Below are 26,837 nucleotides of genomic sequence, written 5' to 3'. Positions count from 1 at the left end.
GATTTCCCTACCTAGTTTGGTATTTTAAAGCTTCTTTAAAATCAATTTTATCTTTGTAAAGTGCAGATCCAATCACGATACCTTCAACACCACTTTCATTTAATTTTTTCACATCGGAAATACTACTTATTCCTCCAGAATAAACAATGGGTAAATCAACAGAATTTTTAAGTTTAATAACTGGGTCTGTATAAAAACCATTTAATAATCCTTCGACATCAACATTAGTAAAAAGAATACTTCCAGCTCCATGTTCTTTAAAGTCGTGTGAAAGTTCTACAGGGCTTTTGTCAATTTTTTCCTGCCATCCTTTAATTACAACTTTATTATCTTTACTGTCAAGTGAAATCATTATTCTTTCTGATCCATATTCTTTTGATAATTCTGTTATAGTTTCAGGATGTTTTATACCCATAGTTCCAATTATTAATCTTTCTATATCTAAATTAAGAAGTTTTTTAGCATAATCAATACTTCTTATACCTCCACCTAATTGTATTGGTATATTAACTTCATTTAATATTTTTTTGATAACATCAAGATTAGCTTTTCCATCAATTGTACCATCTAAATCAATAATGTGTAAATTTTTAGCTCCTAACTCTTCCCAATGTTTTGCAACATTTTCTGGATTTTCAATAGTTATCATTTCGCTTCCAGGTTGTCCTTGAACTAATTGTACACATTTGCCATTTTTAATATCGACTGCTGGCATTATTAACATTTCATTTTTCTTAAATGACATTTATAACTCCATTACTAAATTTTTTAATTTATAATATTTCTATAATTAATATAGTTTAAACTTACTGATTAAGTAGGCTTTAGAAAATATATAAATAATAATTTAGGTATAACTAAAATTAGGTGGAAAAACAATGCTAAGGGATATGTCCAACTTTTTGACAGAAAATATTAAAAATAACGTATCTATTATTCATGAAAATAATAAATCCATTATTAAATTTGGAAATGGTGATGAGTATGGTATTATTGAATCATATAAGATATTTCCAGGTGTTTTTTTATATTTTAATGATATGCACTTTTTTGAATGTTTTGAGTTTTTTTCATCAGATAAGATTAATCGTAGATTTATTGAGATAAATCATTGTTTTAGTGGAAAATATGAGTGTAAAGTTGGAAAAGATAAATTAGCTTATTTTTCTAAAGGTGATTTGGATATTAATAAATTAGGATTGGATAAAATTGTATCAAGATTTCCATTAGGTTATTATAAAGGTTTGGGTTTGCTTATTGATGTTGATGTAGCTAATGAATCTCTAAATAAATTTATTTCCCCAAATTTAGATTTAAATGTATTATATGATAAATTACTTGAAAAAAATAATGGTTATCTCTTATTAAAGTCAAATAATGAGATTGATCATGTTATTGGTGAAATTTATAATGTTGATGAAAGGATTAAAGAGCCTTATTTTAAATTAAAGATTGTTGAACTGTTATTGTTTTTTAGTATTTCTGATTTTGATAAAGATGAAAAAATGACTTTTTCTTTAGAACAGGTTAATACTATTAAAAATATTAAAAAAGAACTTGTTAATAATTTAGATGTAAATATTACTTTAGATGATCTTGTAAATAAGTATGGTATTAGTAAAACTTCTTTAAAAAATTGTTTTAAGGAAGTTTATGGAAAACCTATTTTCACTTGGAGGAAAGAATATAAGCTTGATTATGCTTGTAAATTAATTGATGAAGGTAAGTATAATATTTCTCAAATAGCTAGTATGGTTGGTTATAAAAGTCCATCTAAATTTACAAAAGCATTTAAAGAGTATATTGGTTGCACTCCATCAGAATATAGGAAAATTTAGTTTTGTCTTTTTGGTCTATTTTTGTCTTTTTAGTTCAAAAATATTTATATATGTATTTTAGTCAATTTTATATTGTGAAAAAAGCTTTTTATTAAGGTTTTTATCAATTTTTTTAAAATAACTGTGTTGTTTTGTTTTTTAGATTTATTATTGTCTATTGTCTTTTCAGCACATATTTAAAATTTTAGGTAAACCTAAATAAATTAACTTTTTTTAGTAGGTTTATGGTGAATAATTATGATAATTGACCCAAATAAGAATAAATTTTTAACTTTACTTGATTTTTCAGGTAATTATGAATATTTAACAATCTTCGGTTGTATATTATCTGCAATTAGTGCAATTTTATTATTAATTCCTTTTATTTATATATGGGATGTTGTTAATGAGTTATTAAGAGTTTTGCCTAATTTTTCACAAGCTCAAAACTTAGAAACATATGCATTAAATGCTTTTTTATTTGCAATAGCGGGGATTTTTGTTTATTTTATGGCATTGATGTGTACTCATTTGTCTGCATTTAGAAACGAAAAAAACATGAAAAATATAGCTTTAAAACATTTATTAACATTGCCTTTAGGATATTTTTCAAATAAAACTAGTGGTGGTATTAGAAAAGTGATTGATTATAGTTCTGGAAGTACTGAATCTTTTTTAGCTCATCAGCTACCTGATTTGGTTGGTGCAATTGTAACTCCAATTGTATTTTTAATATTATTATTTAGTTTTGACTGGCTTTTAGGAATTATTTGTATTATTCCAGTTATAATTTGTTTTTTACTTATGATTCCAATGTTTGGAGGTAAAAATGCAAATTTCATGATGCAATATCAACAATATTTAGAAGAAATGAATGGTGAAGCAGTAGAATATATTAGGGGTATTCCTGTTACTAAAACATTTCAACAAACTGTTCATTCCTTTAAAAATTTTATTAAATCTATAAGAAATTATGGTAAATTTGCATCACAGTATGCAATATCTACAAGAATTCCAATGACTTCATTTACTGTTTCAGTTAATGGATTTTTTGCATTATTAATTCCTGCAGGAATATTATTGGTTGGATCAACAGTAAATGCTCATTTTTTATCAAATTTTATATTTTATATAATATTTACTCCAATTTGTACTGTTACTTTAAATAAAATAATGGTTGTTTCTCAAGATTGGATGATAGCTATGGACTCTTTAAAAAATATTGAGGAAATATTACTTGAAGAACCATTAAAAGAAACTATTAATCCTAAGATTCCTAAAAACTTTTCAATAGAATTTGATAGTGTTTATTTTGATTATGATAAATCAAATGATGGGGAAGAACATATTTTAAACAATATTAATTTAAATATTGCTGAAGGTGAGTCAATAGCTTTGGTGGGTCATTCTGGTGGTGGAAAAACTACAATAGCTTCATTAATTCCTAGATTCTGGGATGTTGATAGGGGAACTGTCAAAATTGGTGGAGTTGATATAAAAGATATTCCTACTAAGGTTTTAATGGAAAATGTATCTTTTGTTTTTCAAAATATGTCATTATTTAAAGACACAATTTATAATAATGTAACTTTGGGAAACAATGATTTTAGTAAAGATGAGGTATTAAAAGCATTACATTTAGCTCAATGTGATGATATTTTGGAAGAATTACCTGATGGTGTTGATACTATGATTGGTTCTGAAGGAACTTATTTATCTGGAGGTCAACAACAACGTATATCTTTAGCAAGAGCTATTTTAAAAGATGCTCCAATCATTGTTTTAGATGAAGCTACTGCATTAGCAGATCCTGAAAATGAATTGCAGATTCAAAGGGCAATTAATGAAATTACTAAAAATAAAACAGTTATTATGGTTGCTCATAGATTATCTACAGTTAAAGATGTAGATAATATTTTTGTAATCAATAAAGGAAGGATTGCTGAAAAAGGTAATCATGAAAGTTTAGTTGAATTGAATGGTATTTATTCACATATGTGGGATGAATTCAATAAATCTATTGAATGGAAAGTAAAAAGTGAGGAGATTTAAATGATAAATTATCTTTCTAAAAGATTTGCTTTAACAAAAGAAGGTTCTAAGAATCTACTTAAAGGTATTGCTTATACAACTCTTTTAAATATTAGTTTAATGCTTCCTGTAGGATTATATGTTTATTTAATATCTTTGTGGATTGAACCATTAACTACTGGTAAATATGTTGAACCTAATTTAGGAATATTTATAGTGGCTATTTTGATTGTTCTTGGAATTATTTTTGTATTTGTGTGGAAACAGTATTATTATGTTTTTATTACAACATATGGTGAAAGTGTAGAAAGAAGAATTAATTTAGGTGAAAGTTTACGTAAATTACCTTTATCTTTCTTTGAAAATAAAGATTTATCTGATTTAACATCTACTATTATGAATGATAGTACTGATTTAGAGCATACATTTTCACATGCAATCCCTCAGTTATCTGGAGCAATTTTAGCAGTTATTTTAGTGTCTATTGGTTTATTTGTATTTGATTATAGATTAGCTATTGCTCTTTTATGGGTTGTTCCAGTTTCATTTATTTTAATATTGGTGACAAAAAACTTCTCTAAAAAAGGAGCAGCTAAAGTATTAAATTCAAAAAGAAAATGTGGAGATGGATTTCAAGAATGTTTGGAATCTGTTAGAGAATTAAAGTCATATAATGCTGAGGAAAATTATTTAGATAAAATGGAAAAAATCACTGGAAATGTTGAAAAAGCACAATTTAAAGCAGAATTAATGTCTGCAGTAGGTGTTATTTCTGGGCAAATGGTTTTAAAATTAGGTATTGTTTCAGTAATTGTTGTTGGATCAGCTTTAATTGTTACAAATCAAATTTCAATATTTACATTTTTGATTTTTTTAATTTCTGCAGCTTTAATTTATAATCCTATGGATGCTTCATTATTATATTTAACAGAAATTTTTAGTTCAGATTTAAAAATTGATAGGATGAAAGATATTCAAACTCAAGTTCAAAATGAAGGTTCAAAAGATTATGTTCTTGATGGTTATGATATTGAATTTGATGATGTTAGTTTTGATTATGATGAATTTAAAGATGTTTTAACAGATATTAGTTTTGTTGCTAAACAGGGTGAAGTTACTGCATTAGTAGGTCCTTCTGGAAGTGGTAAAAGTACAGTATCTAAGTTAGCTGCTAAGTTTTGGGATCCTATATTTGGACAAGTTAAGTTGGGTGGTCAGAATTTAGCTAATGTAGATTCAGAAAAGATTTTAGAAAATTTTTCAATTGTTTTCCAAGATGTAATTTTATTTAATAGTTCTATAATGGATAATATTCGTATAGGTAAAAGAAATGCGACTGATGAAGAGGTTATTCGAGCTGCACAGTTAGCTGAATGTGAAGATTTTATTAAAGAACTTCCTGATGGTTATGATACTGTAATTGGTGAAAACGGAGAATTATTGTCTGGAGGGCAACGTCAAAGAATTTCAATAGCTAGAGCATTACTTAAAGATGCTAATGTTATTTTATTAGATGAAGCAACTTCATTTTTAGATGTTGAAAATGAGTCTAAAATTCAAAAAGCATTATCTACGTTAATAAAAAATAAAACAGTATTAATCATTGCTCATAGAATGCGTACGATAGCTAATGCTGATAAGATTATTGTTCTTGATGAAGGCCATATTGTTGAATCAGGAGCGCCTGATGATTTAATTAAAGAAAATGGTTTATTTAAAAGGATGGTTGATATCCAAAAAGAAAGTCAAAATTGGGAGATATAATTTTTAGGTTTAACTAAATATTTATATAATATTTTAGTTAATATTTTATTGAGTGATTTAATATGAGTGATATTGTAAAATTTGAAGATGTGGTTAAGGAATATAAAGCTGGAGAGCACATCTTAAAAGCTATTGATCATGTTAATTTTACTATTAAAGAAGGTGAATTTGTTGTTATTTTAGGTCCATCTGGAGCTGGAAAATCAACACTTTTAAACCTTTTAGGTGGTTTAGATACTATTACTAGTGGTAAGATTATTGTTGATGGAAACAATATTGAAAATTTTAATGATAATCAATTAACTCAATATAGAGCTAAGAATGTTGGATTTATATTTCAGTTTTATAATTTAATTCCTAATTTGACTGCTCTTGAAAATGTTGAACTTATGAAAGATATAGTCGATGTTGATATTGATGGAATTAAAGTTTTAGATTCTGTTGGTTTAGCTAAACATGCTAATCAATTTCCTTCTCAATTATCTGGTGGAGAACAACAAAGAGTTTCAATAGCAAGAGCTGTTGCTAAAAAACCAGCTATTCTTTTATGTGATGAACCAACTGGAGCATTAGACTCTAAGACTGGGGTATCTATTTTAAGTTTACTTCAAGATATGAGTGTTAATAATAATTCTACTGTTGTTATTGTTACACATAATGCAATACTTGCTCAAGCTGCAGATAAAGTTATGAGAATTAAAAATGGCAATATTGAAAGTGTAACAATCAATGAAAATCCTAAAAAAGTATCTGAATTGGAATGGTGATTTTATGTTGTCTAAAAAGATGTTTAGAGATATTAAAAATCATAAAACTCAATTTCTTTCAATCTTTTTAATGGCTTTTTTAGGAGTATTTGTTTTCGCAGGAATTGGTGGAGAATACACTGGTTTTGAACAAAGTGCTAATGATTTTTATAATTCTACAAATTTGGCTGATGGGTGGATTTATAGTGCTCATTTAGATAATTCTACTGTAGATAATGTTAATAATATAAGTGCAACAAAATCTAGCGAAAGGCAACTTGTTGTTAATGCTGTAGCTGATTTTAACAATGATCCTGATGTGACTCTGCATTTTGTAGAGAAAAATGACATTTCTAAATTTTATGTTCTTAAAGGAAAAAATGTAGATATTAATGATGATAATGGTGTATGGTTGGATAAACGTTTCGCAGATGCTAAAAATTTAAGTGTTGGAGATAATATTTCATTTTCTGTTAATGGAGTAACAATTAACAAAGAAATTAGAGGTTTAGGTTATTCTCCTGAAAATGTTTATACTTCTTCAGATGCATCAATTATTCCTGATTTTAATAAAACAGGTTATGCTTATTTGTCTTATAATGCATTTCCAACACAAATAAAGTATAATGTGTTATTAGTTGATTTTAATGGAAATCCAAATGATTATGTTCAGGACTTAGATTCAGCTATTGGTGGAAATTATAGTTCTTTTGTAAAACAAGCAGATCATCAGAGTGTTTCTCAGTTTAATGAAGAAATGGATCAACATAAAATGATGGGAGATATTTTCCCAGTAGTATTTATATTAATTGCAGTTTTGACTTTATTAACTACAATGACTAGAATAATTAATCATCAAAGAACTCAAATTGGAGTTTTAAAGGCTTTAGGTTTTAAAGATAGAACTATAATGTTGCATTATATTTCATATGGATTTTGGTTAGTTCTTGCAGGAAGTATTGTAGGATTAATACTTGGTCCAATAACAATTCCTAGGTTGTTTTTAAATTCAATGCAAAGTGTTTATACGTTACCTGAGTGGAAATTTGGATATAGTATTAATTTTGTAATTGTTGCAGCAATAATAGTTGGAGTATCATTAATAGCTTCTTATTGGGCAACAAGAAGTATTTCTAAAGAAAATCCAGCAAATTCAATTAGACCAAAATCTCCAAAAGTTTCAGCTTCTGGACTTTTAGAAAAATCAAAAATTTGGAAGAAATTTAGTTTCAATGCACGTTGGAATTATAGGGATGCAAAAAGAAATAAAACAAGGGCATTAATGACAATTGTAGGTGTTGCAGGATGTACTGCTTTACTTGTTTCTGCATTTGGAATGTATGATGGAATGAATGATTTGAGAGATTGGGAATATGAAGATATTAATCATTATTCTTCTAAATTAATCGTTGGTAATGGATCAATTACTCAGATTAATGATATTTCTGATAAAGTTGATGGTGTCCAATTAATGGAAGGAGCTGTTGAAATTCAAGCTAATGGGAATAAACAATCTGGTTCGCTATTAATTTTAGATGATAATGATTTGGTAACTCCAACTGGAACCGATAGACAACCTATAGATATTCCTGATAATGGTGTGTCCATTTCTACTAAAATGGCTCAATTGTTAAATGTTGAAAAAGGAGATACAATTAAATGGCATATTGTTGGAAGTGATAAATGGATATCTACCAAAATAGATTCTATTCATGCAGATCCAATATCTCAAGGTTTAATAATGTCTCCAGACCATTTTGAAGATTTGGGTTTAAAATATGTTCCAACAAGTATTGTTACATCTCAAAATGTTAATGATGATTATGATGGTATTAAAGCAATAAATACTATGGATACAGCTATTTCAAATTGGAATGAAATGACTGAATCAATGGTTTCAATGGTATTTTTATTAATATTCTTTGCAGCAGTTTTAGCTATTGTTGTATTGTATAATTTGGGATTATTGTCATTTACAGAAATTGAACGTGAAATAGCTACTTTAAAAGTCATAGGATTTAAAACGACAAATTTGAGAAAACTATTGTTGACTCAGAATTTGTGGTTTACTTCAATTGGATTTATTGTGGGAATTCCATTAGGTTATTATTTAATGAAATTAATGATGGATTCTGCAGGAGCATCATTTTATTATCCTATAAGATTAACTCCTGGAAATTTAATATTAAGTTTCCTTATAACATTTTCATTATCCATATTAGTTAATTTAATGTTTTCAGGAAAAATTAGAAAATTAAACATGGTTGAATCATTAAAAGGCGTAGAATAACCTTTTATTTTTTTATTTTTTTTTAGAAATTTATTTTAATTATTTTATAATAATATATTAATCATGAAAAGAACAGCTTTAAAAATAGGCTACATTGGAACTAATTTCCATGGTTTTCAAAGACAACCGGATTTAAGAACTGTTGAAGAAGAATTAATTTATCATTTACGTAAACTTAATTATATCGATGATTTAAAGAAATCTAGATTTCGAATAGCTGGTAGGACAGATGCCGGTGTACATAGTTTAGGAAATGTGATTAGTTTCCAATCTGAAAAAGAAGTTCAAGTTAATGAAATTAATAATAGTTTACCTGATGATATTCAAATATTAGCTAAAGCTCCAGTTAGATTTGGTTTTAAACCAAGATATGCTGAAATGAGACAATACCGTTATATTTTATTTAGGCAGGATTTAGATTTGGAGAAATTAGATGAAGTAGCTGAAATTTTTAAAGGAACTCATAATTTTACTAATTTTACTAAAAGATTTCAAAAAACAACAACTAGGACAATTGCAGATATTAAAATCACTGAAGGAAACCTTAATGATTATCATAAAAAGGAATTTCCAAATTTACATGATACAATTTCCCCAATATTCATAGATATTTATGGTGAAAGTTTTTTGTGGAATATGGTTCGTAAAATGGTTCGTGTTTTTGTAGATGTGGCTATTGGAAAAATGTCTTTGGAAATGGTTGAAGAATTATTGAATCCTGGAGAAAATGATCCTAGAGTTAATATTAAAGTGTTGGATCCTGATTATTTAATTTTAATGGATATTATTTATGATGGGATTAAATTTGTTTATGATGATTATGCCTGTGAACGCTTTAAAAGAAATTTAGTTGATTCTCTTGATAATTTACAAAGGAAATATGCTATAAGAGAATCTATGATAAAAAGTTTAGAAGATTTACGAAAATGAATATTTTGATAAAAAAAGAAGAATAAGGGATTATAATCCCTAATTTTATTTTTCTAACTTAAATGAAAATCTGTATTCTTGATTTACAAGTTGCATTCCTTCAATTTCAGCATTTAATATTCCGGAAATTTTATATAAATCCTCTACAGTAATCATTTTACCTGTATTTATACTAGAAAAGAAGGTTATAATGTTATCTGTAATGAGATAATTTAACATATAATCTTCTTCATCATGATATTTTCCAATTATTTCAAGTATTTTTTCTTCAGTTTTTTTATCAAGGTTAGTCATAATAACACCTTCGTTGATGTATACTTGCGACTTTTTACTATTTAAATAAATAACATTTATTATTTATAATAACTAATTTTTATATAGGTCGATAAAAATGAAAATAGCTATTGTACTTGGAACTAGGCCAGAAATTATTAAAATGGCTCCAATCATTGATGAAATTGAAAAGAGAGGGTTAGATTCTTGTATTATTCATACAGGTCAACATTATGATAAAGAGATGTCTGATAATTTCTTTAAAGATTTGGAAATTAAATCTCCAGATTATAATATTCATGTTGGTTCTGGTTCTCATGGAAAACAAACGGGTTTGATGATGCAGGGTATTGAAGAAGTATTACTTGATGAAAAACCAGATATTGTTCTTGTTCAAGGTGATACAAATGCAGTTCTTGCAGGAGCACTTGTTGCTTCTAAATTACACATTGCTGTGGGGCATGTTGAAGCAGGACTTAGATCATTTGATATTACAATGCCCGAAGAATTAAATAGGATGGCTGCTGATGCTTGTTCTTTCATGTATTTTATTCCAACTAAAGAATCTGCAATTAATCTTTTAGCTGAAGGAATTTCAAGGAAAAAATTATTTATAACTGGGAATACTGTAGTTGATGCTTGTTTTAGACATTTGGAAATAGCTAAAAAATTGGGCATCCAAGAAGAATCATTAGCTAATTTAAATATTGCTGATATGGATAATATTTTAACATTAACTATGCATAGAGCAGAAAATGTTGATGATAAAGATAGATTAATTAGTATTATTGAAGCATTAAAACAATTAACTGATATGAATATTGTTTTCCCAATTCATCCAAGAACTAAGAAAACTTTAGAAAATTTTGGTCTTTTTGAAGAATTAAATGAGTTAAGTCATATTCATATTATTAAACCGTTAGGTTATTTGGATTTTTTAGTGTTAACTTCATGTTCTAGTTTAATTTTAACAGATTCTGGAGGGCTTCAAGAAGAAGCAATCACGTTAGATGTTCCAGTTTTAACTTTAAGATATAATACTGAAAGACCAGAAACAGTTAGTGCTGGTGGAAATATTTTAGTTGGTGCTAATAAGAAATCTATTTTAGATAATGCTAATAAGATTATTAATGATGCTGAATTTGCAAATAAAATGAAAAATGCTGAAAATCCATATGGTGATGGTGATGCAGCTGCTAAAACTATTGATGCAATAGAAGAAGCATATGATAAGGGGTTATTAAATATAGAATCTCCTGAAAATATAATGCATTCATTTAATCGTAGGATGATGAAAGTTAATTATGATATTTCCGTTGAAAACTTTGAAAAAGATGAAAATGCATTGGTTCATTTGGTTTTTGATGGTGATGAAATGATATTTCCAGAAGATGATTTAAATTTAAAAGGTATGATGATTAGTTATGACATATATCAGTGATGATTCTATTTTGTTGTTTGAATATTTCACAGCTTCTGGTGAAAAAGATAAATGCATTATCTCTGAGGCAGAAGCTTTAATATTTTCACTTTTAGATGATTTAAAAGATTATAATGTGACAATTGTTCTCAATAAATCATATAAAAATGTTGTAAAAGATTATAATAATGTCACTCCAATATTTATTGAAGAAGATATTATTCATTGGCTTGAAAAAAATGCAGCTAATTTTAGAAGAGCTATTTTCATAGCTGCAGAAAATAATAATAATTTATACAATATTACAAAAATATTGGAAGAAAACAAGGTAAAAATTTATAATTCATCTTCAGATGCATGTTTAAGTTCTTCTGATAAATTTATTTCATATGAGATGTTATATAAGATTATTCCACAACCTAAGAGTTTTAAACTAAAAATAGATTCTGTAGGGTATTGGAAAAGAGCTTTGGAAAATCTTTATAAAAAATGGCATGCTGAAAATCCATTAGATGATTTAAAACTTATTATCAAACCTCTTGTAGGTGTGGATTGTGAAGATATTAAAATAATTAATAATATTAATGATTTAAATTATGATTTGGAAGAAATATATCCTCCAGATTCTAGAATTTTGGTTCAGGAATTCATTGATGGGGTAGATATTAGTGTTAGTTTACTTTGTGATGGTGAAACTGCAATTCCAATAAGTTTAAATAGGCAGTTTATAAATTTAAATAATGATAATGGGACTTATTTAGGTGGACAAATTCCTTTCGAAACAGAATTTAAAGATTTAGCTTTTAAAACAGCTATTAAAGCAGTAGAATCTATTGAAGGTTTAAAAGGATTTGTTGGTGTAGATTTATTAATTAGTAATGAAAAAGATGTAAATGACGTTTATGTTTTAGAGATTAATTCTAGATTTACAACTCCTTACGTGGGTCTTAAAAAAATAGCAAATATTAATATTGGATCATCTATTATTGATTTAATTGATGGAAATATAAGTATTGGTGATTTAAAAGAAAAAATATCTTTAGAAGGTAATGTTGAATTTAAAAAATCTAGGGATAATTTAGTAATTAGGAGTATTTAATTATGAAAGTAGCAGGTTTTGATATTGGTGGTGCAAATACAGATTTAGCAGTTATTGATTTTGAAAATGGTGAAATTAAAAATATAGAAGTGGATTTTGCTTATCTTCCAATGTGGAGTAGTAATGATGCATTATCAAAAGTTTTAATTGAATTAATTGAAAATATATGTCCTATAGATGAAATTGATGCTGTAGGAATTTCTATGACTGCAGAATTAGTAGATGCATATGATACAAAAAAAGATGGGGTTTTAGATGTTGTTAAAAAATGTGAAGATACTTTTTCATGTCCTGTAGCTTATGTGGGAATTGATGGAATGTTATCAAAAGAAGAAATTGAAAAAACTCCTTTAAAAGCAGCTGCTGCTAATTGGATAGCTACTGCTCAAATAGCTACTTTAATAAGTGATAATTGTATTTTTATAGATACTGGAAGTACTACAACTGATATTATTCCAATTAAAAATGGTAAAGAATGTGCTATTGGTAAATCTGATTTTGAAAGATTAGCCACTGGTGAATTAGTTTACACTGGAACTTTAAGAACAAATTTAGCTAGTTTTTTAGATAAAGTTCAGTTAAATGGAAAAGAATATAGAGTAGCTTCAGAGTTATTTGCACAAACTGCAGATATTTACATGGTTTTAGATTTAATAACTTTGGATGATTATGTTTGTGATACTTTTGATGGTGAAAATAAATCTAAAGAAAGTTGTATGAAAAGAATAGCTAGAGTATTGTGTGCTGATTTAGATTCTTTAAATAAAGATGAAATTATTGATATTGCAAAATTTGTTCATCAAAAACAAGTGGAACAAATTGCCGATGGATTAAAACAAGTTCATGAAACTCAAAATTTAGATTTAATTGTAACTACTGGTCTTGGAAAAGATATTTTAGATAAAAAAGCAGCTGAACTTTTAGGATTAAAAGTTAAATCTATGGATACTATTTTAACTGATGATGAATGTGTTGTTGCACCTGCTGTAGGTACTGCTGTGATGATGAATAAATATTTAAGTTAAAAAAAAGTTAATGTGTGGTTTAATACCATACATCTTTTATTCCTATTAAATAGGCTATAGTATTTGCTACTACATGTATAATTAATGTTAATACGATAGCTATGATAACAAAAGTTATAGAAAAGTTTACTACTAATGAACTAAATAATAATGCAACAATTAGGAAATCAATTTGATCTAAAATAGGCGCTGGTTTTCCTCTTTTAAGTCCTATTCTTCTTTTTAAAAAACTTCCTATTGCATCCCCCACCATTGCACCAAATCCAAGTAAAAATCCGATTAATATACCTTCTACTAAATTTGTGCATATTGGAGTGTAAATAAATTCTCCAAAGTTTTCAAGTATGTATGGTCCAATTAGACCTTGAATCATTCCAACAAGAGTTCCTACAATTGTTCCTCCAATTAATCCTTTCCATGTAACCCCATTACCTATCCAAGGGTTACCCTTTTTATCTGTTTTTTTGAAATCTAGAGGGAGACCTCCTCCAAATATTAATGCAGAACCATTTGACGCATAAGCAGGTAATATAAAGTATAATATGGTAATACATGCCATTATAAATATTTGTGTATTATCAACCATGTCTGTTCCTCAATTTTTTATTAAATTCTATTTTTGTATGTGGTATCTTTTATATTTAATGTTAAAAACATTAATTAACTTTAAATATTAAATTGAGATAATATAGTTATATTATGTAATAAATTGCTAGTAGTTTATTAATTATTAGTAAAATGGTGATTTTGTGAGAATAAAAATGACAAAAAGTTTGTGTCCAATTTGTTTCAAACCACTTGATGCAGAAGTTTATGATGAAAATGGTAAAATCTGGATTAAAAAAACTTGTGATGAACATGGTGAGTTTGTAAACACATATTGGAGTGATGATAAGCTTTATAAAAGGGTTAATAAATTTGAACCTACAATAACTTCAGTTGAAAACCCTTGTGTAGAAAAATTCGGAAATTGTCCTAATAATTGTGGTCTTTGTGAAGATCATGAAACATCTACTGTTTTAGGTTTAATCGATGTTACTAATAGATGTAACTTAAGATGTCCTGTTTGTTTTGCAAATGCTGCGGCTTCTGGACGTTTATATGAACCAACACAAGATGAAATTAGGGAAATGTTAAGAAACTTAAGAAACTTAAAACCTCATCCAACTTTAGCTGTACAATATGCTGGTGGAGAACCTACTGTTAGGAAAGATTTAGTTGAACTTGTAGCTATGGCTAAAGAAGAAGGTTTTACTCATGTTCAAATAGCTACTAATGGATTAAGGTTAGCTAGAAAAGAAAATTTTGCAAAAGAATTAAAAGATGCTGGTTTAAATACAGTATATTTAGCTTTTGATGGAGTAACTCCAGAACCATATATTAATAATAGGGGTAAAGATTTACTTCCTCAAAAAATTCAAGCTATTGAAAACTGTAGAAAAGCAGGTCTTGGAGTAGTGCTTGTTCCAACTTTAATTAAAGGTGTTAATGATCAACAAATTGGAGATATTATTAAATTTGCATTTGATCATAGGGAAAATATTTATGGTGTTAATTTCCAACCTGTTTCATTTGCAGGTAGAACTCCAGCTGATCAAGTTGAAGAACAAAGAATAACTATTCCAGATTTTGTTAATGAAGTTTCTAAACAAACTCATGGTCATGTAACACCAGATGACTTTTATCCACCGTCTTCTGTAGAACCAGTGGCACGTTTCATTGGAGCTCTTGAAGGAGAAGCTCCTGGAGTTACTTTAAATTGTAATCAACATTGTGGAATAGCTACTTATGTTTTCATGGAAGAAACTGGAGGTGAAGATGAATTAAATAATTTAATTCCAATTACTAAATTCATTGATGTTGAAGGATTATTTGACTTGTTAAATGAATATTCTGAAAAACTTGAAAAAGGTGGATTTGGAATTAAGAAGAGAGTTGAAGCTAGTGCTGCAAAACATCTTCCTAAGTTACTTGATAGCAGTAAAACACCTAATGATTTAGATATTAAACGGATATTACTAAATGTTTTCACTAAAAGATCTTATAATGCTTTAGGTGAATTTTCAAAAGATGCAATGCTTATTTCATGTATGCATTTCATGGATCCATTTAATTTTGATGAAGATAGAGTTAAAAAATGTGTTATTCATTATGCAACTCCTGACGGTAGAATTATTCCATTTTGTACTATGAATTCAATGTATCGTGAAGGAGTGGAAGAAGAATTTTCAACACCATTAAAGGATAAAAAATGAGGGACTGGAGATATGATTATTAAATCACCTTCAAGACTTCATTTAACTTTAATTGATATGAATGGATCTTATGGAAGAATTGATGGGGGAATAGGTCTTACAATTAAAGACCCTAACTTTATATTATATGGTGAACCTGCAGAGAAAGGTGTTACTGTAGATTTTAATGAGGATGCTCAATTCAGTGATTTAATTCGTAAAGAATGTGAATCTAAAATAACTTCAGCTGCACAAAAAGTGATTAATCATTTTGATTTTGATGAAGGATTTTATTTTAGAGTTGATAAAGCATATCTTCCACATTCTGGATTAGGTTCTGGAACTCAAATGGGTTTATCTACAGGAAAACTTATAGCTGAACATATGGGTGTTTATTCTAATGGTTATTCTTTAGGAGAAATTATTGGACGTGGAGGAACTTCTGGAATAGGTGTATTCTCCTTTGATTTTGGAGGATTTATTGTAGATGGTGGGCATAGTTTAAAAGCAAAATCATCATTTTTACCATCTTCTGCTTCAGTAGCTAAACCACCTCAATTATTAGCTCATTATGATTTTCCAGAGGATTGGGAAATTTTATTAGTTATCCTTAACTCTAAAAACACAGTTAGTGGACAAAAAGAAGTGAATATATTTCAGGAATATTGTCCAGTTCCTAAAAATGAGGTGGAACAAACTTCCCATATTATTTTCATGAATTTAATTCCATTTTTACTTGAAAAAAATTTACCAGCATTTGGTCATTCAATTGATGAAATTCAAAAAAGAGGTTTTAAAAGCATTGAAGTTTCACTTCAGTCTAATCAAATTAAAAATTTAATGAATAAAATGAGGGAAGTTGGAGCTTATGGTGTAGGTATGAGTTCTTTTGGACCTACAGTTTATTCAGTATTTGATAAGAACAATAAGCATATAGTTGAAGAAATTAAGGAGTATGTTGGGGATGATGGCATAGTTCTTACAACTAAAGCACAAAATTATGGTCATGAAATCCAAAAATAAGTGATAGTTATGGATATTATTAAAGGAAAAACCTGGACTTTTGGTGAAAATATTGATACTGATGTAATTATTCCGGGAAGATATTTGAGAACATTTAATCCTCAAGACTTAGCTGATCATGTACTTGAAGGAGAACGTCCAGATTTTACAAAAAATGTTAAAAAAGGAGATATAATTGTAGCTGATGAAAATTTTGGTTGTGGTTCATCAAGAGAACAAGCCCCATTAGCAATTAAAACTGCAGGAGTTGATGCTATTGTTGCTAAATCTTTTGCTAGAATTTTCTATAGAAATGCAATTAATATAGGATTACCTGTAATAGCTTGTGATATTCAAGCAGAAGATGGGGATATTATAAGTATTGATTTGTCTAAAGGAATTTTGATTAATGAAACTACTAATGAATCAGTTACTTTTGCACCTTTTAAAGAATTCATGTTAGATATTTTAGAAGATGATGGACTTGTTAACCATTATCTAAAACAATAATTTTTATTTTTCGGAGGCATTAATAATGGAGTGTCCAATTTGTGGTTCGGATGATTTTGAAGTTATAAATTCAAAGCAGAAATCATCTAAAAAGAAGATTATGGAAGAATATTTGTTGAAATGTGTAGATTGTGGATATGTTTTTAAAAATGTTGTTTCATCTAAAAAACCTCAAATGTATAGGGTTATTATTTCAAAACAAGGAGAATCTATAAAAACATTTATTGAATTATCTCCAAATGATGAATTAGTTGTTGGGGATACTTTACTTACTGAGGAAGGTCAAGTTGAAATAACTAGTATTGAAGTTAAAAATAAACGTGTTAAAAAAGCATTAGTTGAGGATATTGTTACGATTTGGGCTAATTCAGTTGAAATTCCTGCACGTATTGGGTTTTCTGTTGATTTACATGGGGAAGTGGATTCTTATAAGTTAGATTTAGATAGAGATTTCCAAATATCTACTGAAGATATTGTTAAAATTGATAAACATATTGTTAGAATACATGTTATTAAAACACAAGAACGTAAAATTACTTCTGGATTTGCTAGAGCTGAAGTAATTAAAAGAGTTTATGGAAAACCAGTTAAATTTAATAATTTTGATTATGATTTAACTAAAGATATTGTTAAGAAAACATTAAGTGAGTAAGTTTCATGAAAGTATATATTGATACATATGGGTGTACATTTAATAAGGCAGATGCACAGATAATGGGTGGAGTTTTACAAGAGAATCAAATTGATTTAGTAGATACTCCTGAAAAGGCAGATGTTATTATTGTAAATACTTGTTATGTAAAGCTACCAACTGAAAATAAAGTAGTTTATAAAATTCAGCAATTACAAAATGAATTTCCTGATAAAAAAATTATTGTAAGTGGGTGTATGGTTGAAATTGATCCTGAAAAGTTAGAGAAAGTAGCACCTAACTGTAGTTGGATTGGACCACATCAACTTAATAAAACAGCTGATGTAGTTAATGGAACTTATTGTGGTAATGTTATTAGAGAGTCTGGATTTTCAAAAGATAGTAAAGTTGGTGTTCCTAAGGTTTCTGATGGTTCTTTAATTCATATAATTCAAATAGCTGAAGGTTGTTTAGGAGCATGTACTTTTTGTTGTACTCGTTTTGCAAGAGGGCCATTAAATAGTTATCCAATTAAAGATATAGTTGCTGAAGCTAAGAAAGCTATTGATGATGGGGCAGTTGAAATTCAACTTACTGCTCAAGATACTGCAGCTTTTGGATATGATAGTGGTGAAAAATTATCTGATTTAATTAAAGAAGTGGCTAATTTAGAGGGAGATTTCCGTGTTCGTGTAGGGATGATGCATCCTAAAAACATTTTAAATAGTGTTGATGAAATAATTGATGCGATTAAACATCCAAAGGTATATGATTTTATTCATTTGCCTATCCAAACAGGAAGTAATAAAGTGTTATCTGAAATGAGAAGGGGTCATACTTTAGACCAATATCTTGATATCATTAAAAAATTTAAACAAGAAATTCCAGATTTGACTTTAGCAGTTGATATTATTGTAGGTTATCCAACTGAAACTGATGAAGATTTTGAGTTAACTGTTGATTTGCTTAAAAATATAAAACCAAGTTTAATTCACTTATCAAAGTATCAACACAGAAAAGGTGCAATTTCCTCTTCTTTTAAGGAAATTCCTCATGATGTCATGAAAAAAAGATCTAAAAATTTGTCTAAAATTAAGATGGAAATTACTGAAGAAGAAAATAAAGAATTAGTTGGTTCTTTACAAAATGCAGTTGTTGTTGAAATTGGTTCTAAAGGCGGGTTTATAGCTAAAACAGATTCATATATTCCAGTTATTGTGGATAATGTTAAATTAGGTGATTTCATTAAAGTTAAAATCACAGATGCAACTGCTACTTATCTTAAAGGGGATGTTTTATCAAAATAATTTTTTATGGTTTATTTTTCTACTATTTCTTATTTTTTTTCTTCAATGATTAACTTTTTATTTTAAATTTTTCATTTTACTAAATTATTTCATATTAGGTTTATTGTTATTCTATAAAGAGTAAATAGCCATTTTTCACCGATACATTTATATACTATATGAAACTATGTTTTAATTGGAGGTGTCATTATGAGTGAATTACCAATCGCACCAGTCGGTCGTATCTTAAAAAATGCTGGCGCACAAAGAATTAGTGATGATGCAAAAATTGCATTAGCTGAAGCATTAGAAGAAAAAGGTGACGCAATTGCACAAAAAGCTGTCAATTTCGCACGCCACGCTGGTAGAAAAACTGTAAAAGCTGAAGATATCAAATTAGCTATCAAATAGGCTTTTTAACATTTTATTTGAATCTATTGGCCATTTTTTCTTGGTCAATTTTTTTATATTTTTAGTATCGCTGGATTTTGTTGCAACCGTTATATTTATATACTATGTTTGATAAAGTAAGTAGTGTTGCACAGGACCGGTGGTCTAGGGGTATGATTCCTCCTTGACATGGAGGAGATCACGAGTTCGAATCTCGTTCGGTCCATATGCCATGGTAGTTCAGTTGGGAGAACGCTAGACTGAAGATCTAGATGTCGCTGGTTCAAGTCCGGCCCATGGCATTTACTATTTCTAAAATATTTTTTTTATTATCTAAATTATTTATTATTAAAAATGATTATTTTTAAATAACTTAAAAAAAAAGATGGTTTTAAGATTCTAATCGAATCTTATTGGTTTTGGAGTTACTTGGGTGTTTTCTCTTAAAGTACGATATCTTTCTACAATATCATAACCTTCATTACTAGCAATTAAATCAGCTCCACCTGTTAAAATTTGATTAGCTAGTTTGTAATTGTCTACACCACCATAAATTTCAATTTTAAGTTGTGGTGCATATTTTTGAATTATGTTAATATCATTAACTTTGGAGTAAATATTATCTGGTGCAACAAATCCTGTTGATGTTTTAATGTAATCTACTTTATTTTCTTCTAATACTTTTGCAATAGCTGCTTTTTCACTATCTTCTATTGCTTGCATTTCAACAATGACTTTTAAAGTTTTATCTCCTAAAAGAGTTCTTAATTGTGTAAGTTCATCATTAATTAATTTAAATTTATGATCTTTTAAATAATTTAAATTAAGAACAACTTCAAGTTCATCTGCTCCATCTTTAAGAGCCTGTTTTGCTTCAGCTATTTTACCTTCAGTTGTTTCAAAACCTAATGGAAATCCAATCACAGTACCTATTTTTATATCTGTGTTAGCTAATTTTTCTTTAGCTAATGGTACATATGTTGGACTTATTGTAATTGAATTAAAATTAAGTTTACTTATTTTATCTAAGTATGCACTCATTTCTTCCTCGTTTATCATATTATTTAAATTCATGCAGTTTATAAGGCTTGCTAACTCTTTTGAGTTTTTTATTTTGTACATTATATAACACTCCTATATAACTAATTTAATTAGTACTATTACGAATAATCTATATAATACTTTTGTCTTGATTTTTTAGATTAATTTTTTTGCCATATATGGACCTTTTTTTTCATATCCGAATTTACGATAATAATTTCTAGATCCGATACCACTAATAATAGCTATTTCATTTTTTCCTTTATCTATAGCTAGATTTTCAGCTTCTTTTAATAGTTTCTCTCCAAAACCTGTGTGCTGGCCTATTTTGGGATTTTTATTTCCTATTTTAATCATATTTCCATAAACATGCAACTCGCGTATAAGTGCAGTTTCATCATTAATTTCTGGTCTGTAATAATTTTGGGAAGGAATTCTAAATCTTAAAAATCCTGCAAGACTTTCTTCATTTTTATCTTCAATTGATAAAAATGTTTCTTCACCACCACATGCTGTGTAAGATTCTTTAAATAGTTTAAAATCATCAATGTTATAGTTTTGACTAGTTTTTTTATGACCTATTTCCCGGCAACGTATACATTGACAATTTATATTGTGTTCTTCTAGTTTATTGTAAACTAATTCTCCTAAGTTGGATTTTTGGACTCCTGCTTCAATTAATGTTGATGGGATATCTCTTTGAATCCTCATAGTTCTAACCCATTTTGGGAGTATTTTTTTAATTTTAACAATTAAATCAACAGCTTCTTCATCAGTGTATGGATTGTATTTACCCTTTTTCCATAAATCATATAATTCACTTCCTTCTGTAACAAGACATGGGTAAATTTTGAGCATATCTGGTTTAAAGTTATCATCACTAAATAATTTTTTAAACATTCTTAAATCTTCATCAGGACTTACAAATAATCCGGGCATCATATGCATAGCTACTTTTATTGCACTGTCACGAAGAAGAGTGTTTGATTCAATAACATCAGCTATTGTATGACCTCTTTTAATTTTTTCATATAATTTGTCAGATAATGTTTGAACTCCTAATTCTACTCTTGTAACTCCAAAATTTAACATTCTATTTATATGTTCTTCTTTACAGTAATCAGGACGTGTTTCAAAGGTCATTCCAACACATCTAACTTTTGAATTTTCGTTAGCCTTTTGAATATCATCGATAAGAACATAATTACTTGGTTCATAAATTTTAAGAATACCTTTTTCAAAACTTTTTATTTCAAGATTGTCTAAATTATATTCATTGTCTTGAGGTTTATTTTCAAGTATTAATCCAAAATCAACCATTGCTTTTAAACATTGTGATACAAACCATTCTTGATAACATAAATCTCTAGAGGGGAAAGTTCCTCCCATTATGATAAGTTCAACTTTGTCAATAGGGTGACCTATTTTTTTAAGTTGTTTTAAACGGTTAAAACATTGGATGTATGGGTGGAATTCATACATTCTACCTCTTAATGCTGCAGGTTCTTCACCAGTGTAACTTGGTGGTGCAGTATTACTTTTTGGACAATAAAAACAACGTCCATGCGGACATTCATGAGGATGGCACATTACAGCAACAATTGCAACACCTGACATGGTTCTGGTTGGTTTTTTTCTTAAAATATTTGAAACTATTTCTTTTTCTTCAGGAGTTGCATATTCTAAAATATCTGCATTACTCATAAACCTAGATAATTTTAATTCACGACATAATTTTCTTTTTTCAACTTCTAACTCTTTTCTAGTGTTTATTTTATTGTTTAAAATATCCTCAATTATTATGCGACATGCATTTTCCATATTATTCTAACCTTTTATAAATTTAATAGTTAATTATTTATATTGATATAATTAAAATATTTACTGTTTTAGGTAAGATATTTTTTAAAATATCTGTTTAATTAAGGTGATAAATATGAATATGAAAGAAGTTTTAGGCTCTAAAGTTTTAGATAAAAATGCTTACGAAGTTGGAACTGTAAGTGATTTTGAATTTGACCAAAAAGAAGGCACTATAAGTTCTATGATTGTTTCTTTAAAAAAAGGAGTATTTTCTAAAGAAGAACTTGAAGTTCCATTTGGTGACATTGACACTATTGGTGGTTATGTTATTTTATGCAATGAATTACCTGAGCCTGAAGAAGTTGAAGAAGAAGTCGAAGCTCATAAAGTAGAAGTTGAAGATGAATAAATAATATTTTCTAAAAAGGAGTTTTTTTAAAGATGGTAGTTGATGCAAGAAATAAAGAGATAACTCTAGGATCACATGTAAGATATGTAGATACTGGAACTATTGGTAAAGTTAGTGATATTAAAGAAGAAAGTAATATTTCTTGGGTTAAAATTGATAAAACTAATTTATGGTATCTTGCAGACAAGTTAGAGTTATTAAATGATGAAGATTTAAAATCAAAAAATCTTTCAGATGATAATGATAATATTGATATTGAAGCTATTAAAAACTCTGAGAACATGTTTGAAGATGTTGATTTATCCTCCAGTGTTGCTAATGGTGGAGGATAATTTTTTCTCTTTTTAATAGTTCATAGTGAATATTTTAATTTTATTTGCAAGTTTCGGACCAATTCCTTCTACTTTTTGTAAATCTGATTCACTTGCAGAATTCAAAGTATCACCAAATGTTTTAATAAGAAGTCTGGCTCTTTTTCTTCCAAGTCTTTTGACTCCTACAACTAGGGGTATAATATCTTCTTTTACTCCATAATATAATCTGGCAGATAAATAATCTAAATCTTTAAGATGTGAATAATTACCTAAAACTTCAAGTGTGTTTTTAGCAAATTTGACTAAGCGTGATGCTTCATAAGCAGATCGTCTAGTAGATGCAGAGTAAACATTATATGCATTTTCAATTTCATATTCATTTCTTTCATCAATCCATTCAATTAAAGAAACTGCTGTAGCCTCAGGATTTCCAATGTCTACTGTAAAAAGACCATATTCAGATAATTTGTCCCTAACAGGATCTTTACTTTTTCTTCCTTTAAATGAAATTAATGGTAAATCAGGAGTTTCGGCTAATGCATAAATCATTTCTGCAGGATTTAATTCTTTTATTGTTGATACATATTCTTTGATTTTAACAGCAGTTTCAACAGTATAATTAGATTTAGCTATTAAATTACCAAATTTTGTTGTTTTAAGTCCTTCAGGAGTTGCTCTTATTATTCCATTTTGAAGTAAAAATTCTAATGCATTTTCAAGTTCCCATTTTAAACTATCTTCGGCAAACATGGACATTGAAGGATTATTTTTCATTTGAAATCCATATAATGTTTTTCCAAAGAAGTCACTTAGTTCATCGAGATTTTTAGAAAGGGATGATGCAATTTGCGCTATAATTTGTTTGTATATTGCATCTTTATTGTCTATTAGTTTAGAATTTGTTAACTCAATTTCTCCATCAATATAACGAGCTTCTAAATCAAAAGATTCATCCATAGTTTTAGCTATTAAATAGGAATAACCTACATCATCATATTGGGGCCTTCCAGCTCTTCCAGACATTTGTTCATAATCAAAAACAGGAATTGATGCTGGACCATTACTTGTCCATCTGGTGTGATCTCGAATTATAACATATTTTGAAGGTAAATTAACTCCATACATTAAACTTGGAGTTGCAGTAATCATTAATATATTTCCATTTCTAAATTCTTCTTCAATTATTTCTTTTTGTTCATTAAAGAGTCCTGCATGATGGAATACTACTCCTTTTTCAGCAGCTTCAGCTAATTTAATGCATGTGGTAGTTGGAAGTGATCCTTTTTTCTTAGGCACTTCAAGTAATTTATCAGCGACTTCTTTAAATTTTTGTTTTTGTTCTTTCGTTGTTTTTTTACCTATTTTTTTAGCAACATATGTAGCTAAGCTTTCGGTAAATCTTCTTGTTGATACAAAACTTAATGCTTGTGAATTATCATCAATAGCTTTTTCAACGACTTTAACGATTACATCATTTTTGTTTTTTGTATTAAACATTTCTGCGTCTAAAACTTCTTTATTTAATGGTACCGGTCGATAATTATGTTCTACAGTTTTTCCACCTAACCATTCTTCAATTTCATCTATATTTCTTAAAGTAGCTGAAAGTGCAATTATTCTTAAATTAGGATTGATAAGTTTTGCTCGTGTAATTGCTGATTCTAAAGTTGGTCCTCGAGAATATTCTCCAATCATGTGGAATTCATCAATAATTAATGTATCTACTTCACGCAATACATTCCAGGAAAATCTTGTAAGTGCATCAAATGATTCAAAAACCATAACAGATAAATCATTGCTGGAAGGATGTTTGCCTACACTAATTCCATGTTTTTCAAATGCTTTAAATTCTTTTACTTTTTCATTTTGTATTGAAAGTAATGGTGCTGCATAAACTGCTTTACCTCCATTTAATATGGTTTTCAAAGCAGGTAAAATTCCAAGAACAGTTTTACCACTAGCTGTTGGAATTGAAATAATATAATTAGATTTATCTTCCAAATATCCGGATTCAATCACTGCTTTTTGTGCAGGATTAAATTCCTTAATGTAAGGATAAGCAGTATTTATTATTGTTTTTATATCATTTGATAAATTTTCCATAATAATCATCTAAAATTTATTTTTTTCATTTATAATAAATATTTGTAGTCTCCATTTGATTTCTAATAAATTGTTGTGTTTAATGACAAATAAAATAAACTTTCATATAGTTTATTTAAGTTATTTGAGGTTGTTTTGGCAAAATAAGCTATTTAAGATTATATTTTGAAATTTATATTATTTTTAATTCAAACTGTTATATATACTATGTTAACGCTACTAATAGTATAAATATTCCAACAAGAAATGTTAAATTAAATGCAACTGGTGGATCAGTTAGTATTACTGGAGGTCATTTAATTAATGGTAAATTTAATTTCAAATTCCCTCAAGATAGTAAAAAATTTATCTTGGTTGCTAATGTTGATAATGAGTTAATTGTATTTAATAATACTTCTTTAGATGAAAGTTCATTAATGTAACTGTAACTGGGGGTAGTCTTAGAGACACAGTAATTTCTGTTGTAAGTCATAATAATGTCACTAGTAATGTAACATTTAATATTATAGGTAAAAATTATATATATTAACTTAGTGAATGGTAACTATGGGGATTGGCCTGTTGGAAGTTATGTTGTTGATATAAATTATAATGGTGATGAAAACTATTCTAAATCTACTACAACAACTAATGTAACATTTAGTCCTAAAACTTCAATTAATGTAACTGTTGATAAATGTGATGATCAAGATAGGATATTATTTTTGTTGTTGTAAATCCTAAATGCTACTGGTAATGTAACAATTTGTATTGGTGGTAAAAATTATATTGTTGATTTTAGTATTACTAATTATAATCTTGTGACTGGTGAGGAAAACTCTAATATTGTGGCTGTAAAACCATTAATCGTTAAAAATTATGATTTGGTAAAATATTTCAAAATGAATCACAATTCAGCGTAAAAATCATTGGAAAAGACGGTAAAATAGTAACAGGTGAAGAAGTAAACTTCAACATCAACGGAGTATTCTACAAACGTGTAACTGACGAAAACGGAATAGCTACATTAAAAATCAACCTAAGACCAGGAAACTACATAATAACCTCAGAATACGAAGGATACGCAATAGCTAACAACATAACAGTCCTACCAACACTAAAAACAACAGACCTCTCTATGAATTACAAAGACGGATCAACATTCAATGCAATTGCATTGGATAAACAAGGAAACCCACTAGCTAACCAAAAAATAACATTCAACGTCAACGGAGTATTCTACAACAAAATAACTGATGAAAACGGTGTAGCTAAACTAAACATAAACTTAAACAAAGGTCAATACATCATAACATCAATATGGGATGATTACATGGTAGGAAACAAAATTACAATTGCTTAAGAGATTTTAAATCTCTTACTTTTTTCTTTTTTTTTTAAACTAAACAGTTATATATTAGTTTTCATAAACTATCATCAATTAATTAAATTAATAGGAGACTTAAATTATGGTAGTAAAAGTAGAAGTTTTTACATCTGATAGTTGTCCACATTGTCCTGCTGCAGTCAATGTAGCTAATGAAGCAAAAGAAATTATAGGTGCAGATATGGATGTTGTTATCTGTAACATAGGTTTAGATGGAAATAGGCAAAAAGCAATGGAATATCAAATAATGGCAGTTCCTACAATTGCAATTGATAATCAGGTTGTATTTGTTGGTGCACCTACTTTAGATGAACTTGTTGATAAAGTTAAATCTTTGATTTAATTTTATTTTT

General features: G+C 28.1%; 25 protein-coding genes, 2 tRNA genes and 1 pseudogene. 22 read left to right on the top strand and 6 right to left on the bottom strand.

The window, feature by feature from the left end; genetic code table 11:
* Positions 1-7: 7 nt before the first annotated feature.
* A complete protein-coding gene (gene hisA / locus Q0984_RS01860; protein WP_299522707.1) occupies positions 8-745 on the bottom strand; it encodes a 1-(5-phosphoribosyl)-5-[(5-phosphoribosylamino)methylideneamino]imidazole-4-carboxamide isomerase in 738 nt (245 codons plus the stop codon).
* Between the two features lie 133 nt (positions 746-878).
* Here hisA and Q0984_RS01855 point away from each other — a divergent pair, with 133 nt between their 5' ends.
* The 6 genes from Q0984_RS01855 to truA all read left to right on the top strand — a co-directional run bounded on the left by Q0984_RS01855 (position 879) and on the right by truA (position 9,578).
* Positions 879-1,838 carry a response regulator transcription factor gene (locus Q0984_RS01855; RefSeq protein ID WP_299522704.1) on the top strand — a complete coding sequence of 320 codons (960 nt, stop codon included), beginning with the start codon at positions 879-881 and terminating at the stop codon, positions 1,836-1,838.
* A 237-nt stretch (positions 1,839-2,075) separates the two neighbouring features.
* Positions 2,076-3,869, top strand: coding sequence for an ABC transporter ATP-binding protein (locus tag Q0984_RS01850; protein WP_299522701.1), 1,794 nt, complete (start codon positions 2,076-2,078; stop codon positions 3,867-3,869).
* Positions 3,870-5,612, top strand: coding sequence for an ABC transporter ATP-binding protein (locus Q0984_RS01845; protein ID WP_299522698.1), 1,743 nt, complete (start codon positions 3,870-3,872; stop codon positions 5,610-5,612).
* Between the two features lie 62 nt (positions 5,613-5,674).
* On the top strand, positions 5,675-6,379 hold the full coding sequence (locus Q0984_RS01840; protein ID WP_299522695.1) for an ABC transporter ATP-binding protein: 705 nt from the start codon (positions 5,675-5,677) through the stop codon (positions 6,377-6,379).
* Between the two features lie 4 nt (positions 6,380-6,383).
* The gene (locus Q0984_RS01835; RefSeq protein ID WP_299522692.1) at positions 6,384-8,648 is read left to right on the top strand and encodes an ABC transporter permease; all 2,265 of its coding nucleotides are present in this window, start codon (positions 6,384-6,386) and stop codon (positions 8,646-8,648) included.
* A 63-nt stretch (positions 8,649-8,711) separates the two neighbouring features.
* Positions 8,712-9,578, top strand: coding sequence for a tRNA pseudouridine(38-40) synthase TruA (gene truA / locus Q0984_RS01830; protein ID WP_299522689.1), 867 nt, complete (start codon positions 8,712-8,714; stop codon positions 9,576-9,578).
* 45 nt (positions 9,579-9,623) lie between these two features.
* Here the strand turns inward: truA and Q0984_RS01825 are convergent, their stop codons facing one another.
* Positions 9,624-9,872, bottom strand: coding sequence for a hypothetical protein (locus tag Q0984_RS01825; RefSeq protein WP_299522686.1), 249 nt, complete (start codon positions 9,870-9,872; stop codon positions 9,624-9,626).
* A gap of 97 nt (positions 9,873-9,969) precedes the next feature.
* On the opposite strand from Q0984_RS01825, the gene wecB reads away from it, so the two are divergent.
* Genes wecB through Q0984_RS01810 form a run of 3 tightly spaced genes read left to right on the top strand, consistent with a single transcriptional unit; the run spans position 9,970 to position 13,395 of the window.
* A complete protein-coding gene (wecB, locus tag Q0984_RS01820) occupies positions 9,970-11,292 on the top strand; it encodes a non-hydrolyzing UDP-N-acetylglucosamine 2-epimerase (RefSeq protein WP_299522683.1) in 1,323 nt (440 codons plus the stop codon).
* Positions 11,276-12,370: an ATP-grasp domain-containing protein gene (locus Q0984_RS01815; protein ID WP_299522680.1), complete on the top strand. Its 1,095-nt coding sequence runs from the start codon at positions 11,276-11,278 to the stop codon at positions 12,368-12,370. The genes wecB and Q0984_RS01815 overlap by 17 nt, the downstream gene beginning before the upstream one ends.
* Before the next feature lie 2 nt (positions 12,371-12,372).
* On the top strand, positions 12,373-13,395 hold the full coding sequence (locus Q0984_RS01810) for a hydantoinase/oxoprolinase family protein (RefSeq protein ID WP_299522677.1): 1,023 nt from the start codon (positions 12,373-12,375) through the stop codon (positions 13,393-13,395).
* A 19-nt stretch (positions 13,396-13,414) separates the two neighbouring features.
* Here the strand turns inward: Q0984_RS01810 and Q0984_RS01805 are convergent, their stop codons facing one another.
* Positions 13,415-13,981 carry a CDP-2,3-bis-(O-geranylgeranyl)-sn-glycerol synthase gene (locus tag Q0984_RS01805; protein ID WP_299522674.1) on the bottom strand — a complete coding sequence of 189 codons (567 nt, stop codon included), beginning with the start codon at positions 13,979-13,981 and terminating at the stop codon, positions 13,415-13,417.
* Positions 13,982-14,156: 175 nt separating this feature from the next.
* Between Q0984_RS01805 and tes the strand changes: the two genes are divergently transcribed.
* The 8 genes from tes (at position 14,157) to Q0984_RS01765 (ending at position 19,750) form a co-directional block, all read left to right on the top strand.
* A complete protein-coding gene (gene tes / locus Q0984_RS01800; protein WP_299523103.1) occupies positions 14,157-15,650 on the top strand; it encodes a tetraether lipid synthase Tes in 1,494 nt (497 codons plus the stop codon).
* 12 nt (positions 15,651-15,662) lie between these two features.
* Positions 15,663-16,652 (top strand): beta-ribofuranosylaminobenzene 5'-phosphate synthase, encoded by a 990-nt coding sequence (locus tag Q0984_RS01795; protein ID WP_299522671.1) that lies wholly within the window; start codon positions 15,663-15,665, stop codon positions 16,650-16,652.
* A gap of 9 nt (positions 16,653-16,661) precedes the next feature.
* Entirely contained in the window at positions 16,662-17,141 is a 480-nt protein-coding gene (hacB, locus tag Q0984_RS01790) for a homoaconitase small subunit (RefSeq protein ID WP_299522668.1), read from the top strand.
* Between the two features lie 25 nt (positions 17,142-17,166).
* A complete protein-coding gene (locus tag Q0984_RS01785) occupies positions 17,167-17,793 on the top strand; it encodes an HVO_0476 family zinc finger protein (RefSeq protein ID WP_299522665.1) in 627 nt (208 codons plus the stop codon).
* Positions 17,794-17,798: 5 nt separating this feature from the next.
* Positions 17,799-19,079, top strand: coding sequence for a tRNA (N(6)-L-threonylcarbamoyladenosine(37)-C(2))-methylthiotransferase (locus Q0984_RS01780; RefSeq protein WP_299522662.1), 1,281 nt, complete (start codon positions 17,799-17,801; stop codon positions 19,077-19,079).
* A 189-nt stretch (positions 19,080-19,268) separates the two neighbouring features.
* Positions 19,269-19,469, top strand: coding sequence for a histone family protein (locus tag Q0984_RS01775; protein WP_004033084.1), 201 nt, complete (start codon positions 19,269-19,271; stop codon positions 19,467-19,469).
* Between the two features lie 133 nt (positions 19,470-19,602).
* Positions 19,603-19,674, top strand: a tRNA-Val gene (locus tag Q0984_RS01770).
* A gap of 3 nt (positions 19,675-19,677) precedes the next feature.
* Positions 19,678-19,750, top strand: a tRNA-Phe gene (locus tag Q0984_RS01765).
* Between the two features lie 97 nt (positions 19,751-19,847).
* On the opposite strand, the gene deoC is transcribed toward Q0984_RS01765, so the two are convergent.
* Positions 19,848-20,570 (bottom strand): deoxyribose-phosphate aldolase, encoded by a 723-nt coding sequence (deoC, locus tag Q0984_RS01760; RefSeq protein ID WP_299522658.1) that lies wholly within the window; start codon positions 20,568-20,570, stop codon positions 19,848-19,850.
* A gap of 75 nt (positions 20,571-20,645) precedes the next feature.
* On the bottom strand, positions 20,646-22,310 hold the full coding sequence (locus tag Q0984_RS01755; protein ID WP_299522655.1) for a tRNA uridine(34) 5-carboxymethylaminomethyl modification radical SAM/GNAT enzyme Elp3: 1,665 nt from the start codon (positions 22,308-22,310) through the stop codon (positions 20,646-20,648).
* A 115-nt stretch (positions 22,311-22,425) separates the two neighbouring features.
* Between Q0984_RS01755 and Q0984_RS01750 the strand changes: the two genes are divergently transcribed.
* Positions 22,426-22,701, top strand: coding sequence for a PRC-barrel domain-containing protein (locus Q0984_RS01750; RefSeq protein ID WP_299522652.1), 276 nt, complete (start codon positions 22,426-22,428; stop codon positions 22,699-22,701).
* Positions 22,702-22,733: 32 nt separating this feature from the next.
* Complete coding sequence (locus tag Q0984_RS01745) at positions 22,734-23,033, top strand: DUF2098 domain-containing protein (RefSeq protein ID WP_299522649.1); 300 nt, start codon at positions 22,734-22,736, stop codon at positions 23,031-23,033.
* 12 nt (positions 23,034-23,045) lie between these two features.
* Here Q0984_RS01745 and Q0984_RS01740 read toward each other — a convergent pair whose 3' ends face one another.
* Entirely contained in the window at positions 23,046-25,127 is a 2,082-nt protein-coding gene (locus tag Q0984_RS01740) for a DEAD/DEAH box helicase (protein ID WP_299522646.1), read from the bottom strand.
* 524 nt (positions 25,128-25,651) lie between these two features.
* Between Q0984_RS01740 and Q0984_RS01735 the strand changes: the two genes are divergently transcribed.
* From Q0984_RS01735 to Q0984_RS01725, 3 genes and pseudogenes are all read left to right on the top strand, one after another.
* Positions 25,652-25,834, top strand: a complete 183-nt coding sequence (locus Q0984_RS01735) for a hypothetical protein (protein ID WP_299522643.1) — start codon at positions 25,652-25,654, stop codon at positions 25,832-25,834.
* 66 nt (positions 25,835-25,900) lie between these two features.
* Positions 25,901-26,460: pseudogene (locus Q0984_RS01730) on the top strand (Ig-like domain-containing protein); the annotation flags it as partial.
* Positions 26,461-26,566: 106 nt separating this feature from the next.
* A complete protein-coding gene (locus tag Q0984_RS01725; RefSeq protein WP_299522640.1) occupies positions 26,567-26,827 on the top strand; it encodes a thioredoxin family protein in 261 nt (86 codons plus the stop codon).
* The last annotated feature ends 10 nt before the right edge of the window (positions 26,828-26,837 follow it).

The organism is uncultured Methanobrevibacter sp., from assembly GCF_934746965.1.
Classification (GTDB): Archaea; Methanobacteriota; Methanobacteria; order Methanobacteriales; family Methanobacteriaceae; genus Methanocatella.
The sequence above is the reverse complement of the archived record's forward strand: the minus strand, read 5'-3'. Positions and strand labels throughout refer to the sequence as shown.